The organism is uncultured Pseudokineococcus sp. (assembly GCF_947495735.1).
Classification (GTDB): domain Bacteria; phylum Actinomycetota; class Actinomycetes; order Actinomycetales; family Quadrisphaeraceae; genus Pseudokineococcus.
The window spans coordinates 15280-31411 of the sequence record NZ_CANMAA010000004.1; the positions used below are offsets into that span (position 1 = coordinate 15280).

Annotated in this window: 16 protein-coding genes; 6 read left to right on the forward strand and 10 right to left on the reverse strand. The window is 76.9% G+C overall.

The genetic code is table 11. The features are described from left to right. Nucleotides 1-2: 2 nt before the first annotated feature. A complete protein-coding gene (locus Q0848_RS07465; RefSeq protein ID WP_299036464.1) occupies nt 3-851 on the reverse strand; it encodes a sulfite exporter TauE/SafE family protein in 849 nt (282 codons plus the stop codon). Continuing rightward, nucleotides 848-1753 carry an ABC transporter ATP-binding protein gene (locus Q0848_RS07470; RefSeq protein ID WP_299036465.1) on the reverse strand — a complete coding sequence of 302 codons (906 nt, stop codon included), beginning with the start codon at nt 1751-1753 and terminating at the stop codon, nt 848-850. Before Q0848_RS07470 ends, Q0848_RS07465 begins: the two co-directional genes overlap by 4 nt. A gap of 110 nt (nt 1754-1863) precedes the next feature. Here Q0848_RS07470 and Q0848_RS07475 point away from each other — a divergent pair, with 110 nt between their 5' ends. Then, nucleotides 1864-2643: a hypothetical protein gene (locus Q0848_RS07475; protein ID WP_299036466.1), complete on the forward strand. Its 780-nt coding sequence runs from the start codon at nt 1864-1866 to the stop codon at nt 2641-2643. Between the two features lie 25 nt (nt 2644-2668). On the opposite strand, the gene glgA is transcribed toward Q0848_RS07475, so the two are convergent. After that, on the reverse strand, nt 2669-3871 hold the full coding sequence (gene glgA / locus Q0848_RS07480) for a glycogen synthase (protein ID WP_366146475.1): 1203 nt from the start codon (nt 3869-3871) through the stop codon (nt 2669-2671). Nucleotides 3872-4069: 198 nt separating this feature from the next. Between glgA and glgC the strand changes: the two genes are divergently transcribed. After that, entirely contained in the window at nt 4070-5323 is a 1254-nt protein-coding gene (glgC, locus tag Q0848_RS07485; protein WP_299036468.1) for a glucose-1-phosphate adenylyltransferase, read from the forward strand. 83 nt (nt 5324-5406) lie between these two features. Further along, complete coding sequence (gene serB / locus Q0848_RS07490) at nt 5407-6288, forward strand: phosphoserine phosphatase SerB (RefSeq protein ID WP_299036469.1); 882 nt, start codon at nt 5407-5409, stop codon at nt 6286-6288. 76 nt (nt 6289-6364) lie between these two features. On the opposite strand, the gene Q0848_RS07495 is transcribed toward serB, so the two are convergent. The 3 genes from Q0848_RS07495 to fabG all read right to left on the reverse strand — a co-directional run bounded on the left by Q0848_RS07495 (nt 6365) and on the right by fabG (nt 8475). Next, nucleotides 6365-6958, reverse strand: a complete 594-nt coding sequence (locus tag Q0848_RS07495) for a histidine phosphatase family protein (RefSeq protein ID WP_299036736.1) — start codon at nt 6956-6958, stop codon at nt 6365-6367. Next, nucleotides 6871-7632, reverse strand: coding sequence for an enoyl-ACP reductase FabI (gene fabI, locus Q0848_RS07500; protein ID WP_299036470.1), 762 nt, complete (start codon nt 7630-7632; stop codon nt 6871-6873). The genes Q0848_RS07495 and fabI overlap by 88 nt, the downstream gene beginning before the upstream one ends. A gap of 132 nt (nt 7633-7764) precedes the next feature. Then, entirely contained in the window at nt 7765-8475 is a 711-nt protein-coding gene (gene fabG / locus Q0848_RS07505) for a 3-oxoacyl-ACP reductase FabG (protein WP_299036471.1), read from the reverse strand. Between the two features lie 360 nt (nt 8476-8835). On the opposite strand from fabG, the gene Q0848_RS07510 reads away from it, so the two are divergent. From Q0848_RS07510 to Q0848_RS07520, 3 genes are all read left to right on the forward strand, one after another. Continuing rightward, nucleotides 8836-9489 (forward strand): DUF3099 domain-containing protein, encoded by a 654-nt coding sequence (locus Q0848_RS07510; RefSeq protein ID WP_299036472.1) that lies wholly within the window; start codon nt 8836-8838, stop codon nt 9487-9489. Between the two features lie 250 nt (nt 9490-9739). Further along, nucleotides 9740-9991, forward strand: coding sequence for a hypothetical protein (locus tag Q0848_RS07515; RefSeq protein WP_299036473.1), 252 nt, complete (start codon nt 9740-9742; stop codon nt 9989-9991). Between the two features lie 3 nt (nt 9992-9994). Next, on the forward strand, nt 9995-10978 hold the full coding sequence (locus Q0848_RS07520; protein WP_299036474.1) for an SURF1 family protein: 984 nt from the start codon (nt 9995-9997) through the stop codon (nt 10976-10978). A 343-nt stretch (nt 10979-11321) separates the two neighbouring features. Here Q0848_RS07520 and Q0848_RS07525 read toward each other — a convergent pair whose 3' ends face one another. From Q0848_RS07525 to Q0848_RS07540, 4 genes are all read right to left on the reverse strand, one after another. Then, the gene (locus Q0848_RS07525) at nt 11322-13280 is read right to left on the reverse strand and encodes an ABC transporter ATP-binding protein (RefSeq protein WP_299036475.1); all 1959 of its coding nucleotides are present in this window, start codon (nt 13278-13280) and stop codon (nt 11322-11324) included. Between the two features lie 61 nt (nt 13281-13341). Continuing rightward, a complete protein-coding gene (locus tag Q0848_RS07530) occupies nt 13342-13527 on the reverse strand; it encodes a helix-turn-helix domain-containing protein (RefSeq protein WP_366146476.1) in 186 nt (61 codons plus the stop codon). A gap of 192 nt (nt 13528-13719) precedes the next feature. Continuing rightward, a complete protein-coding gene (locus tag Q0848_RS07535) occupies nt 13720-15321 on the reverse strand; it encodes an ABC-F family ATP-binding cassette domain-containing protein (RefSeq protein WP_299036477.1) in 1602 nt (533 codons plus the stop codon). A 130-nt stretch (nt 15322-15451) separates the two neighbouring features. After that, nucleotides 15452-16111, reverse strand: coding sequence for an acVLRF1 family peptidyl-tRNA hydrolase (locus tag Q0848_RS07540; RefSeq protein WP_299036478.1), 660 nt, complete (start codon nt 16109-16111; stop codon nt 15452-15454). Nucleotides 16112-16132 lie beyond the last annotated feature (21 nt).

Here is a 16132-nt window from a genome sequence, read left to right on the forward strand (position 1 = left end):
GCTCACCGCACGAAGAGCGCGACGAGCGCCACCACGCCGAGGACCACGATGGTCGCCCGCAGCACCCCGTTCGGCAGCCGACGACCGATCGAGGCGCCGAGCAGCCCGCCGACGAGCGAGCCCACCGCGATGACGAGAACGGCCTCCCACACGATGCGGTCGAAGCCGACGACGACGTACGCGGTCGCGGCGACCACGTTGACGACGAGGGACAGGAGGTTCTTCATCGCGTTGAGCCGCTGGATCGGCTCGACCAGCAGGGCGCCGTGGGCGCCGACGAGGAGGATCCCCTGCGCGGCGGTGAAGTACCCGCCGTAGATCCCGATGAGGAAGGTGACGAGCAGCAGCACCACCTGGCCGGTGCGTCCCGGCCCGCTCGCCGACGGCGGGGCCCCGGCGCCGGCGGCCTGCTCGCTCCCGGCCGAGGCCAGCCGTCGCTCCAGGCGCCGCTTCGTGCGCGCCTGCAGGCGCGGCTGCAGCAGGACCAGGGCGATGGCCAGGACGACCAGGACCGGCACCACCGTCTCGAAGGTGGTCGCGGGCAGGTGCAGCAGCAGGAAGGCCCCGAGCAGGGCCCCCAGCACGGACATGGGGATGAGCTGCGCCGCCCGTGCGCCCTGCCCCCGCAGCTCGCGGCGGTAGCCCCAGGTGCCCGAGATGCCGCCGGTGACGAGGCCGACGGCGTTGGACATGGTCGCGGAGACCGGAGGCACGCCGAGGGCCACCAGCGTCGGGAAGGTGACGAGCGTGCCGGAGCCGACGACGGCGTTGATGGCGCCGGCCCACACGGCGGCGACGGCGAGGACCAGCAGCTGCCAGCCGGTGAGGTCGCCGAGGAGCGCCTCGCTCACGCGATCGCCGAGCGCGCGGACCAGCGACCGCCCGCGCGCTCGACCTGCAGGCGCAGGCCGAAGGCCTCCCCCAGCGCCTCGGCGGTCAGCACCTGGTCCACCGGGCCCTGGCCCACGACGCGACCCGCGCGCAGGAGCAGCGCGTGGGTGACGCCGGGCGGGATCTCCTCGACGTGGTGGGTCACGAGGACCAGCGCCGGGGCCGCCCGGTCCGCGACGAGCGCGGCGAGGCGCCGCACGAGGTCCTCGCGGCCGCCCAGGTCCAGGCCGGCCGCCGGCTCGTCGAGCAGCACGAGCTCGGGGTCGGACATCAGGGCGCGAGCGATCTGGACGCGCTTGCGCTCGCCCTCCGAGAGCGTCCCGTAGGTGCGCTGCTCCAGGCCGCCGACCCCGAGGGTGACGAGCAGCTCGCGTGCGCGCTCGTGGTCGGGGCCCTCGTACTCCTCGCGCCAGCGGCCCACCATCCCGTAGGAGGCCGTCAGGACGACGTCGACGACCTTCTCCGCGGCCGGCACGCGCTCCGCCAGGGCGGCGCTGGCCAGGCCGATCCGCGGGCGCAGCTCGAAGACGTCGACGAGCCCGAGCTCCTCGCCGAGGACCTCGGCCCGCCCCCGCGTGGGGTGCATCCGCCCGGAGGCCACCTGCAGGAGCGTCGTCTTGCCCGCGCCGTTGGGGCCCAGGACGACCCAGCGCTCGTCGGCCCCGACGGCCCAGGAGACCTCGTCGAGCAGCGGGCGACCGTCGCGCACGACCGTGACGTCGGTGAGGTCCAGCACCGGCTCCTCCGGCGCGCCCTTCGCCGTCGGCACCGCCGCACGGGGGGCCGGTCGTCGGGCGGGCGCCTCGGGACGGGGGGCTCCGGGACCCGGTGCGGTGCTCGTGCGGCCGGTGCCCTCGCTCATGCGCGCGACCTTACTGCCGCGGCGCCGTCCTCCCCCGCCCGCGCCGCCGCGCCGGGGAGGGCGCGCCGGCCGCTCCGGAGCTGCCCCGAGGGCCTCGTACCCTCGTCGGCGTGATCGACCTCCCCCGGTCCGCGCGCCTGGCCGCCTGGGGCACGGCGGCGCTGCGCGGCGACGTGCCGCTCGCCGCGGCCGTGCGCGCCGTCCAGCGCGACGACGAGCCCCACACCACCGCCGGCGACGCCTCCGCGACCGACCTGCCCGAGCTGCTCGAGGGCTGGCGCGCCGCCGGCCACCGGGGGCTCCGCGTGGTGCTGCCCGCCCCCGGGGACGTCGCGGGCCTCCCCGGCCCGGCGTCGTTCAACGTCGAGGCCCTGGACGCGGGCGAGGCCGTCCTGACCGACGACGAGGACGGCGCGGGGCGGCGCTGGGGCGCCTGGCCCGACGTCACCGAGTTCGGCTCGGCGCTGGAGCCGGGCGCGATGGTCACCTGGCGCGCCGAGCTCGTGCAGCGGCCCGCCGCTCCCCCGTCGACGACGCTGGCCGACGCCGAGCGCCAGCTGGACCGCTCGCTGCGCCAGGCGCTGGACGCGCTGCACCGCCTGGACGTCGCGCGCTGGCGCGAGGACGCCGCCGACCGCATCGCCCTCGTGCGCGACGGCGGGCTGCCGCGCGACGCCGTCCCCGCCTCGACGCCGCCGCGCGCGCAGCGCGTCCTCGGCACCGCCGTCCGCCTGCGCGGGATCGTCGCGCTGGCCTCGGAGGACGACGGCGCCGTCGTCACCGGGTGGGAGGCCCGCGGCCGCACCGAGGCGCTGCGGGGCGTCGAGGCGGTCGCCCGCCACGCCGTCGTCGCGGCCGTCAACGCCGTCCTGGAGCCCGCGCGCCGCTGAGCCCGGCCGTCGCAGGCCGGGACGGCTACCGGCGGTCCCCGAGCACGGAGCGGTAGACCTCCAGGGTCCGCTCGCCGATGGCGCTCCAGGAGAACTCCGCGACCGCGCGCTCGCGCCCGGCCGCGCCGCGGCGGCGCGCCTCGGCCACGTCGGACGTCGCCTCGGTCAGCACGCGGGCGAGGTCAGCCGCGAAGGCCTCGGGGTCGGTGGGGGCGCCGGTGCCGTCCTGCACCTGGTCGAGGGGCACGAGCCAGCCGGTGCGGCCGTCGTCGACGACCTCGGGGATGCCGCCGGTCGCCGTCCCGACGACGGCGGTGCCGCAGGCCATCGCCTCGAGGTTGACGATGCCGAGCGGCTCGTAGACCGACGGGCAGACGAAGACCGTGGCGGCCGAGAGCACCTGGCAGAGCTCGGCGCGCGGGAGCATCCGGTCGATCCGGACCACGCCGCTGCGCTGCTCCGCCAGCGCGGAGACCAGCTCGTCGACCTCCGCGGCGATCTCCGGGGTGTCCGGGGCGCCGGCGCACAGCACGAGCTGGACCTCCGGCGGCAGCTGGGCGGCGGCGCGCAGCAGGTGCGGCAGGCCCTTCTGCCGGGTGATCCGCCCGACGAAGACGACGCTGGGGGCGTCGGGGTCGATGCCCAGCGAGCGCACGTGCTCGGTCGCCCCCGCCGAGTCGTCCCGCTGCCAGTCGTCGGCGTCGATGCCGTTGTGGACCACGTGGACGCGCTCGGGGTCGACGCCCGGGTAGCAGCGCAGGATGTCGGCGCGCATGCCGGCGCTGACGGCGACCACGGCGTCGGCCGTCGTCATGGCCTGCTCCTCCGCCCAGCTGGAGAGGGCGTAGCCGCCGCCGAGCTGCTCGGCCTTCCACGGCCGCAGCGGCTCCAGGCTGTGGGCGCTGACGACGTGCGGGACGCCGTGCAGCTTCGCCGCCAGGACGCCCGCGGTGTTGGCGTACCAGGTGTGGCTGTGCACGAGGTCGGTGCCCTCGGCCGCGGCCACCATGCCGAGGTCGACCCCCAGCGTCCGCAGCGCGGCGTTGGCGCCCGCGAGCGTCTCGGGCTCGGGGTGGGCCGTCACCCCGTCCTCGTCGCGCGGGGCGCCGAAGCACTGCACGCGCACGTCGGCGAGGGGTCGCAGGGCCCGCGCCAGCTCGGCGACGTGGACGCCGGCCCCGCCGTAGACCTCCGGCGGGTACTCGCGGGTCAGCAGGTCCACGCGCAGGCGGTCGGCCGCGGCGGCGCCGGACGGGGACTGCGGTCGACCCGGCTCGGCACCGGGTCCGGTGCCCGGGGAGGCGGCGGTGGACGAGGCGTCGCTGACCATGGGCGGACCGTAGCGCCCGGGCGGCTCCGGCGGCGGGGTGGGACGGCCCGCGACCTGACGCCTTGCGCGCTGGGGACGGACCCCTAGGGTCGCCCCATGTCCAGCCCTCGCGTCCTCGCCATCGTCCTCGCCGGCGGCGAGGGCAAGCGACTGATGCCCCTGACGGCCGACCGCGCGAAGCCGGCCGTGCCGTTCGGCGGCACCTACCGGCTCATCGACTTCGCCCTGAGCAACGTCGCCAACTCGCGCTACCTGCAGATGGTCGTGCTCACGCAGTACAAGTCGCACAGCCTCGACAAGCACATCTCCATGACGTGGCGCATGTCGACCATGCTCGGCAACTACGTCACGCCGGTGCCGGCGCAGCAGCGCGTCGGCAAGAACTGGTACCTCGGCAGCGCCGACGCCATCTACCAGAGCCTCAACCTCATCGACGACGCCAAGCCCGACATCGTGGTCGTCGTCGGCGCCGACCACGTGTACCGCATGGACTTCTCCCAGATGGTCGACGCCCACGTGGCCGCCGGCGCCGGCTGCACCGTCGCGGCCATCCGCCAGCCCGTCGGGATGGCCGACCAGTTCGGCGTCATCGAGGTGGGCGCGGGCGAGGACCTGGCGACGACGCCGCGGATCACGGCCTTCCGCGAGAAGCCGAGCGACCCGACGACGATCCCCGGCTCCCCCGGCGAGATCCTCGCCTCGATGGGCAACTACGTCTTCGACACCGACGCCCTCGTCGAGGCGGTCACCCGCGACGCCGCGGACGACTCCTCCAAGCACGACATGGGCGGCGACATCGTCCCGGACTTCGTCTCCCGCGGGGGCGCCGCTGTCTACGACTTCCAGCGCAACGACGTCCCCGGGGCCACCGACCGCGACCGCGGCTACTGGCGCGACGTGGGGACGATCGACTCCTACTACGACGCCCACATGGACCTCACCTCGGCGCTGCCCGTGTTCAACCTCTACAACGACAGCTGGCCGATCCTGTCCCAGCAGCGGCCGCTGCCGCCGGCGAAGTTCGTCCACGGCTGGCACGGGCGCGCGGGCACCGCGGTCAACTCGATCGTCGCCCCCGGCGTCGTCGTCTCCGGCGCCACGGTGGAGGGGTCGGTCCTCGCGACCGGCGTCACGGCGCACTCCTGGAGCTCGGTGACGGACTCGGTGCTGCTCGACGGCGTCCAGGTCGGTCGCCACGCCGCCGTCCGCCGCGCGATCCTCGACAAGAACGTCGTGGTCCCCGAGGGCGCGCGCATCGGCTTCGACCCGGAGGAGGACCGCGCGCGGGGCTTCGTCGTGACGCCGTCCGGCATCACCGTCGCGGGCAAGAACGCGGTGGTCCAGCCCTGAGCGCACCCGACGCGGGGCGCGGCGACGCCGCGGCCCCGACGTCGGGGGGCGGCCTCGCGGCGCGGGTCCTCCTGCTCGGCGAGGTGCTGCCCGGCGCCGCCGACGAGCTCGGGTCCCGCCTGGGGTCGCGGGGTGCGCGGGCCGCCGCGCCGCGGGCGCTCCCCGCGCTGGGGGACCCGCCCGAGCGGGGCGTGGCCGCCGGCGTCGAGTGGCTCGTCCGCCCTCGCCCCGGGCAGTCGCTCCCCGAGCTCCTCGACGACCTGCGGGCGGTCGTGGCCGGCGCTGCTCCGGGCCCGCGCGCCGAGGTCGTCGTCACGGACCGCCGGGAGGGCCTGCCCCGCCTGGTCGTCCTGGACGTCGACTCCACCCTCATCACCGGTGAGGTGGTCGAGATGCTCGCCGCGCGGGCCGGCGTCGAGGAGGAGGTCGCCCGGGTCACCGAGGCCGCCATGCGCGGCGAGGTGGACTTCACCGGGAGCCTGCACCGGCGGGTGGCCCTGCTGGAGGGGCTGCCCGTGGCGGTCCTCGACGAGGTGCGCGCGGAGGTCGTCCCCTCCCCCGGCGCCGCGGCGATGGCGCGCTCGCTGGCCGACGCCGGCGTGCCCGTCGGGGTGGTCTCCGGCGGCTTCGCCGAGGTCGTCGAGCCGCTGGCGGCCTCGCTGGGCATCCCCGCCGCCCGGGCGAACCGGCTCGAGGCGGTCGGGGGGCGGCTGACCGGGCGCGTCCTCGGCGACGTCGTCGACGCGCCCGCCAAGGAGGTCTTCCTCCGCGAGCTGGCCGAGCGGCACGACGTCCCGCTCGAGGGGACGGTCGCCGTCGGCGACGGGGCCAACGACCTCGCCATGGTCAGGGCCGCCGGGACGGGGGTGGCCTTCTGCGCCAAGCCGGTGCTCGAGGCCGCCGCCGACGTCGTGCTGCGACGACGCGACCTCACCGCCGTCGCCCACCTCGTCGGGGCCGGCTGACGGGCCGTCGGCCGGGCGCCGGCCGTCGGGCCGCCCCGGCACCCGTGCGGGCGGGGACGGCGCCGCCGCCGGTCGCCTACGGCGTGAGGACGTCCGCGAGCTCGGCGGCGGCGGCGGTCAGGTCGTCCCAGGTCCCGTCGACCTGGAGGACGGCGGCCTCGGCGGTCCCGAGCCCCGCCATGACCCGAGCCCGGCGCCGGGCGGCCTCGTCGTCGCGCGAGGGGCCGGCCAGCGCGACGGCCAGGCCCGAGGCGCCGGGCTCGTGGCACACGAGCAGAGCCGTCCGCGCCCCCTCCGGCAGCCGCTCGAGGAGCGCGGCGAGGCGCGCCGGGCTGGCCTCGTAGACGTCGGGCTCGACCTGCAGCGGCCAGGCGTCGTCGGCGACGACGATCTCGGCCGTGCGGCGGGCCCGCGGCGCGTCCGAGCTGACCACGACGTCCGGCACCAGCCCGCGCCGGCGCAGGAGGTGCCCGGCCGCGAGCGCCTGCCGCTCACCGGCCTCCGTCAGCGGCCGCGCGTGGTCGGGCCCCGACCCGGCCGGGGCGGCAGAGGCGTGGCGCAGGACGACGAGGACGGCCAGCGTCAGCTCCCCATCGCGTGGACGCCGCCGTCGACGTGGACGATCTCGCCGGTCGTCGCGGGGAACCAGTCCGACATCAGCGCGACGCAGGCGCGGGCGGCCGGCTCGGTGTCCGCGAGGTCCCAGCCGAGCGGTGCCCGCTGCGGCCAGCTGTTCTCGAAGGCCTCGAAGCCCGGGATCGACTTGGCGGCCATCGTGCGCAGCGGCCCGGCCGAGACCAGGTTGACGCGCGTGCCCTCGGGGCCGAGGTCGCGCGCCAGGTACCGGGCGACGGACTCGAACGCGGCCTTGGCCACGCCCATCCAGTCGTAGACCGGCCAGGCGAAGCTGGCGTCGAACGTCAGGCCCACGATGCTGCCGCGCTCGGCCATGAGCGGCTTGGCGGCGACGGCCAGCGACTTCAGGCTGTACGAGGAGATCTGCAGCGCCGCGGAGACGTCCTCCCAGCTGGCGTTCATGAAGTCGAAGGCGCCCTGGGGGGCGAAGCCGATCGAGTGCAGCACGCCGTCGATGCCCTCGACGTGCTCGCGGACGCGGTCGGCCAGCGCGTCGAGGTGCTCCTGGTTCGACACGTCCAGCTCCACGACGGGCGCCGGCTCGGGCAGGCGCCGGGCGATCGCCTGCGTGATCCGCATCTGGCGGCCGAAGGAGGTCAGCACCACCGTGGCGCCCTCCTGCTGGGCCACCTGGGCCACGCGGAAGGCGATCGAGGCGTCCGTCAGGACCCCCGTGATGAGCAGCCGCTTGCCGTCCAGGATCCCCATGCGCGTCTCGTCCCTCTCGTCGGTGCAGCGTGTGCGTCGGTGCAGCGTGCCTGTCGGTGCTGCGGGTCTGTCGAGCTCGGTGCTGGGACGGGCGGTGCCCCGGCCCGGCCCGCCGTGCGGGTGGGGCGCGGGTCAGTGGCCCATGCCCAGGCCGCCGTCCACGGGCACGACGGCGCCGCTGATGTAGGCGGCGGCGTCGGAGGCGAGGAACGTGCAGACGCCCGCGACCTCCTCGGGGCGCGCGAGGCGACCGGCGGGGATGGCCGCCAGGTAGCCGGCGCGGGTCTCCTCGGTCAGCGCGGCGGTCATGTCCGTCTCCACGAAGCCGGGCGCGACGACGTTGGCCGTGATGCCCCGACCGCCGAGCTCGCGCGTCACGGAGCGCGCCATCCCGACCAGGCCGGCCTTGCTGGCCGCGTAGTTCACCTGGCCCGGGGAGCCGTAGAGCCCCACGACGCTGGAGATGAGCAGCACCCGCCCCCGGCGGAGGCGGACCATGCCGCGGGTGGCGCGGCGCACGCAGCGGAAGGCGCCGGTGAGGTTCGTGTCGACGACGTCGGTGAAGTCCTCCTCGGTCATCCGCAGGAGGAGCTGGTCCTTGGTGACGCCGGCGTTGGCGACGAGCACCTCGACGGGGCCGTGCTCCTCCTCCACGCGCGTGAAGGCCGCGTCGACCGAGGCGCCGTCGCGGACGTCGCAGGCGACGCCGAGGGCGCCCTCGGGCGCCTCGCCCGACCGGGTCGTCACCGCGACGCGGTCGCCGGCCGCGAGGAAGGCCTCGGCGACGGCGCGGCCGATCCCCCGGTTGCCGCCGGTGACCAGGACGCTGCGGGGCTCGGGCACGCGGGGGCCTCTCGACGGGGACGGTCGGCGGAGCGCCGGTCGGACGGACCAGCGCGGGCGGGTGAGGACGGCGGGGCGGCTCACCGCTCCCGGGAGCACGGGGCGCCCGGGCAGCCGGCGGGCCGCTGCCGCGCTGCGGGGACGCTACCGGAGGCGGCGCCGCCGCGCCGCGTCGCGACACGGGGCGGCGGGGCGGGTGCCCGGCGCCGCGTCGCGGCGCCGCCGGCCGTCGGCGGCGACCCCCGGTCCGGAGGCGGCCCGACCGCTCCTGGGACGTCCGCGCGGACGGGTGGTCGCGGGTCTCGTCCGTCCGCGACCCCGGCACGCAGGGTCGCCAGGGGGCCGCATACCATAGGTGTCGTGGGAAACACCAGCGCCGCAGGCGCTCATCGCACCGCCCCGGGCACGTCCGGGCGCGTCCTGCCCCCCTCGCCCCAGTCCTCCTCCGGCCGGACCTCCTCCGGCCGGACCCCGTCCGGCCAGCGCGGCCCCTGGCTCCGCCGCGACGACGCGTCGGTCCAGCGCATCACCACCGCCCCGGTCGGCCAGCGCGTGCACCAGCAGCAGCAGATCGGCCGCTACCTGCTCTCGATGGGCGTCCGCACCGGCTGCTTCGTCCTCGCCGTCCTCGTCGCCGTCTCCGGCGGCAGCGCCCTCATGTGGCTGACGTGGGTCCTCGTCGGGCTCGCCGTGGTGCTGCCCTACGTGGCCGTCCTGGTGGCCAACGCCGGCCGCGAGACCGTCAAGCCGACCAGCACCCAGGTGACGGCGCCCCTCCAGCCCGCCCTCACGAGCGCGCCGGCCCGCCCCGCGGAGGAGCCGCTCGTCGGGCACGTCGCGGAGGGGCCGCGCCCGGGCGAGGGAGCGCAGGACGTCGGGGCGACCTGGTCCGACGCGCCGGGCGGGAGTGACGGCTCCCGCCGCTGGGACACCGAGCGGCTCCGACCGCCGGCGCAGGGCAGCCGCACGCCCGGTGGCGCCGGCGCCGCGGACGACCCGCGCCGCGTCGCGTAGGCGTCCCCACCGGTCGGGCGACTTCCTCACCCGTCGGTGGACCGGAGCTCGTCGGAGGCCTCGCCGTGCGCGCCCGCGTGCCATACTCCTCTCCGGCGCAGCCCGTCCCCCCCGTCGGGCGTGCGCCGAGGGCGCCGGGCGGCGTCCCCCCCGTCGTCGCCCGGCGCCCGTCTGCGTCTCCGGCCGGTGTGCACCGCGGCCCGTGCGCCCCGGCGACGACGCCGCGCCCGCCGCGGAGGACACTGGAGCCGTGCCCGACCTCCCCCACGAGTCCCCCGAGCCGGTGACCCCCGCTCCGGCGCTCGTCTGCAGCGCCCGCGGCTGCCGCGCCGCGGCTGCGTGGGGCCTGCGGTGGAACAACCCCTCGCTGCACCAGCCGGAGCGGCGCAAGACGTGGCTGGCCTGCGACGAGCACCGTGAGCGCCTGTCGTCCCACCTCGCCGTGCGGCGGTTCCTGCGCGAGGTCGTGCCCGTCGACGAGCTCACGAGCGGGCGCGAGTAGGCCGTGCGCTTCCTCCTCTCGCGGCGGTGGCTCGCCGGCCTCGCCCTCGCCGTGGCCTTCGCCGTCGTCTGCGTGTCCCTCGGGCTGTGGCAGTGGGACCGCAGGACGGCGCGCCACGAGGCCAACATGATCATCACGGCCAACTACGGGCAGCAGCCGGCTCCCCCGGGGCAGCTCCTCCCCTCGCAGGGGGTCGACCTCCCCGCGGGCGACGAGTGGCGCCCCGTGGTGGCGACCGGGCGCTACCTGGAGGACGGCACCGTCCTGCTGCGCCAGCGGCCGCTCGACGGGACGAACGGGTTCCACGTCCTGGTGCCCCTCCTCCTGGAGGGGGTGGAGGGCAGCGCGCCCAGGGCCCTGCTCGTCGACCGCGGGTTCCTCCCCTCGGGGGACGAGGCCGGGGCCGTGGACGTCCCGCCGGCGCCCGGGGGCGAGGTCACCGCGGTCGTGCACCTGCGGCCCGCCGAGGAGGCCTACGGCGAGGCGCCCGAGGGCCAGACCCGCAGCATCGACCCGCAGGGGCTCGCGGCCCGGGCTCCCACGAGCGCCGCGCTCGCCGGCGCCCAGCTCGTGGACGGCGCCTACGGCGTCCTGGCGCAGGAGCAGCCGACGGCCGGTGCTGCGCCGCAGCTGCTGCCCGCGCCCCCCGTCGACGAGGGCCCCCACCTGTCCTACGCCTTCCAGTGGTGGGTCTTCGCCGCCGGCGGCTTCGTCGGCTACGGCGTCGTCGCCCGCCGCCACGCGGCGGACCTGCGCGAGGACGCCGAGGCCGACCGCGACCGAGACGGCGGTCCGCCTCCGGACGACTCCCCGGACCGCGTCCACGACCCCGTCGCCGGTGCGGCGGAGCGGACCGGTCCCCGGTCGGGGCGGACGCCGACCGGCAGCCGCCGACGGCGCGCGCAGGCGCCCCGGCGACGGCCGACCGCCGAGGACGAGGAAGACGCGCTCGTCGACGCCGCCGAGCGCACGCGGGGCGGCAGCTAGACCGGTCAGCGGCCGCTACCGGTCAGCGGCCGCTACCGGTCAGCGGCCCTGACCGGTCAGCGGCCCCGACCGGTCAGCGGCCCCGACCGGTCAGAGGCCCCGACCGGTCAGAGGCCCCGACCGGTCAGCAGCACCGACCGGTCAGCAGCACCGACCGGTCGGGGCCACCGAGTGAGGGAGCGACCGCGGCGCACCGCGCGACGTCCGGCCCGGGTCGCCGACCGGGACCGAGGCCGCGGCGCCCGAGGTGGTGCCCGTCGACCTGGGCGACCGAGCCGCCGTCGTCGTCGACCGCGTCGGCCGGGCTGCCGCGACGCGCGGTGCCGGTGAGGAGTCGCGCGGTCTAGCTCGACGCCGGTGCGGGCGCCCGGTCGGCCGGGTCGCCGCCGGGGGCGGGGCGCGCCGCCGCGGGCGGGTCGGCGAGCTGGGTGCGGTGCAGCACGGCGTAGGGCCCGCCCTGCGCCAGGAGCTCCTCATGGGTGCCGGTCTGGACGACGCGCCCGTCGTCGACCACCGCGATGAGGTCGGCGCTGCGCACCGTGGACAGCCGGTGGGCGATCACGATGCTCGTGCGGCCCTCGAGCGCCCGCTCCAGGGCGAGCTGCACCGCGGCCTCCGAGCGCGAGTCCAGGTGGGCGGTCGCCTCGTCCAGCACGACGACGTCGGGCGCCTTGAGCAGCAGGCGCGCGAGCGCCACGCGCTGCTTCTCCCCGCCGGAGAGCCGGTGGCCGCGGTCGCCGACCACGGTGTCGAGGCCCTCGGGGAGGTCGCGGACGACGTCGAGGACCTGGGCGTCCTCCAGCGCGGCGACGAGGTCGGCCTCCGAGGCCTCGGGGCGCGCGTAGAGGAGGTTCGCGCGGACGGTGTCGTGGAACATGTGGGCGTCCTGCGTCACGACGCCGACGCGGTCGTGCACCGAGGCCAGCCGCGCGTCCCGCAGGTCGACGCCCCCGATCCGCACGGCGCCCTCGGTCGGGTCGTACAGGCGCGCGACGAGGGCCGTGATGGTGGTCTTGCCGGCGCCGCTGCGCCCGACGAGCGCGAGCACCTGGCCGGGGGCGACGTGCACGTCGACGCCGGTGAGGGCGGGCTCGGAACCGGTCGCCGAGGTCGGCGAGCTCGCCGGTGACGTGGCGTCGGCCGTGACGCCCTCGAGGGAGCGCAGGCCGTCGCCCGTCCGCGGGTAGGTGAAGCCCACGCCGTCGAGGTGGACGTCGAGGGGCCCCGCGGGCAGCTCGGCGGCGTCCGGCGCCTCGACGAGCGGCGAGGGCAGGTCCAGCACCTCGAAGACCCGCTCGAAGCTGACCAGGGCGCTCATGACGTCGACGCGGACGTTCGCGAGGGAGGTGATCGGCCCGTAGAGGCGCGTCATCAGCGCCGCGAGCGCCACGACCTCGCCCACCTCGAGCTGGCCGCCGATCGCCAGCAGGCCGCCGACGCCGTAGACGAGGGCTGCCGCCAGCGCGGTCACCGTCGTGAGCGCCGTGAAGAAGACGCGGTTGGACATGGCGATCGAGGTGCCGATGCGCCGCACGCGGTCGGCGCGCTCGCGGAACTGCGCGTCCTCCTCCTCGGGCCTGCCGAAGAGCGTGACCAGCAGGGCGCCGGAGACGTTGAACCGCTCGGTCATCCGGTTGCCGAGGTCGGCGTTCAGCTCCATCGACCGGCGCGTGAGCCCGGACAGCCGACGGCCCACGCGGCGCGCGGGGATCCAGAACAGCGGCAGCAGCACCAGGGCGGCCAGGAGCAGGACCGGTGCCCGGCTGAGGACCACCCCGCCGGCCAGCACGAGCAGGACGACGTTGGACACCACCGACTGCAGCGTCGAGGTGAAGGCCTGCTGGGCCCCGGCGACGTCGGTGTTGAGCCGCGTCACGAGGGCGCCGGTCTGCGCGCGCGTGAAGAAGGACACCGGCTGGCGCTGGACGTGGGCGAACACCGACGTCCGCAGGTCGTAGATCAGCCCCTCCCCGATCCGGGAGGAGTACCAGCGCTGGGCGAGGGTGATGCCGCCCTCCACGAGCGCCAGGACGGCCACCACCCCCGCGAGGGCCACCACGACGCCGCGGTCCCCCGGCACGACGCCGCGGTCGATGATGGCGCCGAGCAGCAGCGGCGTCGCCACCGCGGCGGCCGAGCTGAGCACCACGAGCCCGAGGAAGGCGGCCAGCTGCCCGCGGTAGGGGCGCGCGAGGCCCGCGATGCGGCCCCAGGTGGCGCGGTCGACGCCCGTGCGGCGCACCGACGGGTCGCGCGAGAAGCTCCGCAGGGTCGTCCACGACACCGCCCCGTGCCCGCTCACCGCCGCCGTCCGAGCGGCTGCGCGCCCCGGAGGGGCAGCCCGGGGACGCCGCCCAGGGCCGTCAGGACGCCGCGCGCCGGCGGGTGCTCCCGCCGCGCCCGCGCAGCGCGGTGCCGCTCTCGGTGAGGAGCCGGTGGACGAACCCGTAGGACAGGCCCTCCTCGCCGGCGAGCTGGCGGATGCTGGAGCCCTCGCCGTAGCGGGCCCCCAGCCGCTGCTGGAGCGCGGAGCGCTCCTCGGGGCTCAGCCGGCGCCGAGCGCCCGTCCCCTGGTCGTGCTCGTGCGACTCGTCCGGCGTGCCTGCCACGACCGACCTCCTCGGGCTCCTCGTCCCGGACGACCCCGACGGCCGTCCTCGCCCGAGCGATCATGACCCGCGACCGGGTCGGCGGCCAGCCGACGGCGTCCGGCACGAGCTGCCCCGCGTCACCGCCGTCCCTCAGGCCAGCTGCACGAGCTCGGCGTAGGAGGGGTTCCACAGGTCCTCCGTGCCGTCGGGCAGGACGACGACGCGCTCGGGCTCGAGCGCCTCCACGGCGCCCTCGTCGTGCGTGACGAGGACCACGGCGCCCGCGTAGCGCTGCAGCGCGGACAGCACCTCGGCCCGCGAGGCCGGGTCCAGGTTGTTCGTGGGCTCGTCCAGGAGCAGCACGTTCGCCGCGGAGACGACGAGGGTGGCCAGGGCCAGACGCGTCTTCTCCCCGCCGGACAGCACCGACACGGGCTTGCCCGAGTCGTCGCCGGTGAACAGGAAGGAGCCGAGGACGCTGCGCACCTCGGTGTCGCCCAGGTCGGGCGCCGCCGTGCGCATGTTCTCCAGCACGGTGCGCTCGGGGTCGAGGGTCTCGTGCTCCTGCGCGTAGTACCCGAGCCGCAGGCCGTACCCGGGCACCACGCGACCGTCGCCGTCGCTGCTCTCCACCCCGGCGAGCATCCGCAGCAGCGTGGTCTTGCCGGCGCCGTTGAGCCCGAGGATGACGACCCGGCTGCCGCGGTCGATGGCGAGGTCGACGCCGGTGAAGACCTCGAGCGACCCGTAGGTCTTGCTGAGGTTCTCCGCCGTGACGGGCGTGCGCCCGCAGGCCGCCGGCTCGGGGAAGCGCAGCTTGGCGACCTTGTCCTGCTGGCGCACGTCCTCCAGTCCGCTGACGAGGCGCTCGGCGCGCTTGGCCATGTTCTGGGCGGCGACGGCCTTGGTGGCCTTCGCCCGCATCTTGTCGGCCTGCGCCATGAGCGTCGAGGCCTTCTTCTCGGCGTTGGCGCGCTCGCGCTGCCGCCGCTTCTCGTCCGTGGCGCGCGCCGCGAGGTAGGCCTTCCACCCCACGTTGTAGACGTCCACCACCGAGCGGGTCCCGTCGAGGTGCATCACCTTGTTGACGATGGCCTCGAGCAGCTCCACGTCGTGGCTGATGACCACCAGGCCGCCGGCGTACCGGGCCAGGTGCTCGCGCAGCCACGAGATGGAGTCGGCGTCGAGGTGGTTGGTCGGCTCGTCCAGCAGCAGGGTCTCCGCCCCGGAGAACAGCACCCGCGCCAGCTCGACCCGTCGCCGCTGCCCGCCCGAGAGGGTCTTCAGCGGCTGGTCGAGCACGCGGGGAGGGAGCGCCAGGTTGGCCGCGATGGTCGCGGCCTCGCTCTCGGCCGTGTAGCCGCCCTGGGTGGTGAAGTCGGCGTCGAGCCGGGCCCAGCGCTTCATGGCCTTCTCGCGCACGGCGTCGTCCTCGCTGGCCATCCCGACCTCGGCCGCGCGCAGGCCGGCGACGATCGTGTCCAGGCCCCGGACGGCGAGGATGCGGTCGCGGGCGAGGACCTCGGGGTCGCCGGCGCGCGGGTCCTGCGGCAGGTAGCCGACCGGGCCGCTGCGCGTGATGGTGCCCCCGGCCGGCTGGGTCTCCCCGGCGAGCGTGCGGGTCAGCGTCGTCTTGCCGGCGCCGTTGCGGCCGACGAGGCCGACGCGGTCGCCCGCGCCGACGCGGAAGGTGGCACCCCCCAGCAGCAGGCGGGCGCCCGCTCGCAGCTCGACGTCCTGTGCAGTGATCACGGCAGACCCTTCGGGGCGGTGCACCGGCGCTTCGGGCGCGGTGCGTCGGTGGCGTGGAGATCGTACGGAGCGGGGCGGTCCGGGAGCGGTGCCGCAGGACCGGACCCCCCGCTCGCCCGCGCGGGGGGCGTCAGGGGTCGGACACCGCGACGTGCAGCGCGCCCACCTGCGGCGCGAGGTCCTCCAGGACCCGGCGCCGCGGGTCGCCGCGCAGCTCGAGCACCTGCCGGGGCAGGCCGCCGACCGCGGCCACGCCGGCGGGCAGCTCGACGACCGCCTGGTCCAGCAGCCCGCGGTCGCCGGCCGTGCACAGCAGCGCCTCGGGCTCGGTCAGCGCGGCCCGGTGCGGGCCCCACACCCGTCCGGCGGCCGCCGCGGCGTCCCGCACGAGACCGGCCGACTGGCCGGCCCGGCGGCGCGCGTAGCGCTGCTGGGACCACCCGCCGGCTGCCGTGCGCGACTGCACGTACGCGGTGCGCACCAGGGAGTCCAGGACCCGGGCGCCGCTCTGGTCGACCCGCACCACCCCGAGGACCGCACCCCCGCGTCGCAGCAGCAGGACGGCGGCGGTGCGGGGGCTGGTCGCCCGTGGCACGACCTCGGCGAGGTCGACCTCCTCCCCCGGTGTCGCCCCGCCGGTGAGGTCGAGCCCCACCGCGGAGACGAGCGCGCGCGAGCCGTCGGGCGCGCGCACGAGCACCCGGCCGTCGCTCGCGGCCTCGGCCGCGAGCGCCCCGCCGTGGCCCTCGCCGAAGCGCGTGAACCAGCCGGGGACGCGAGCCGCGGGCACGAGCGCGCTGCGCGTCGCCCC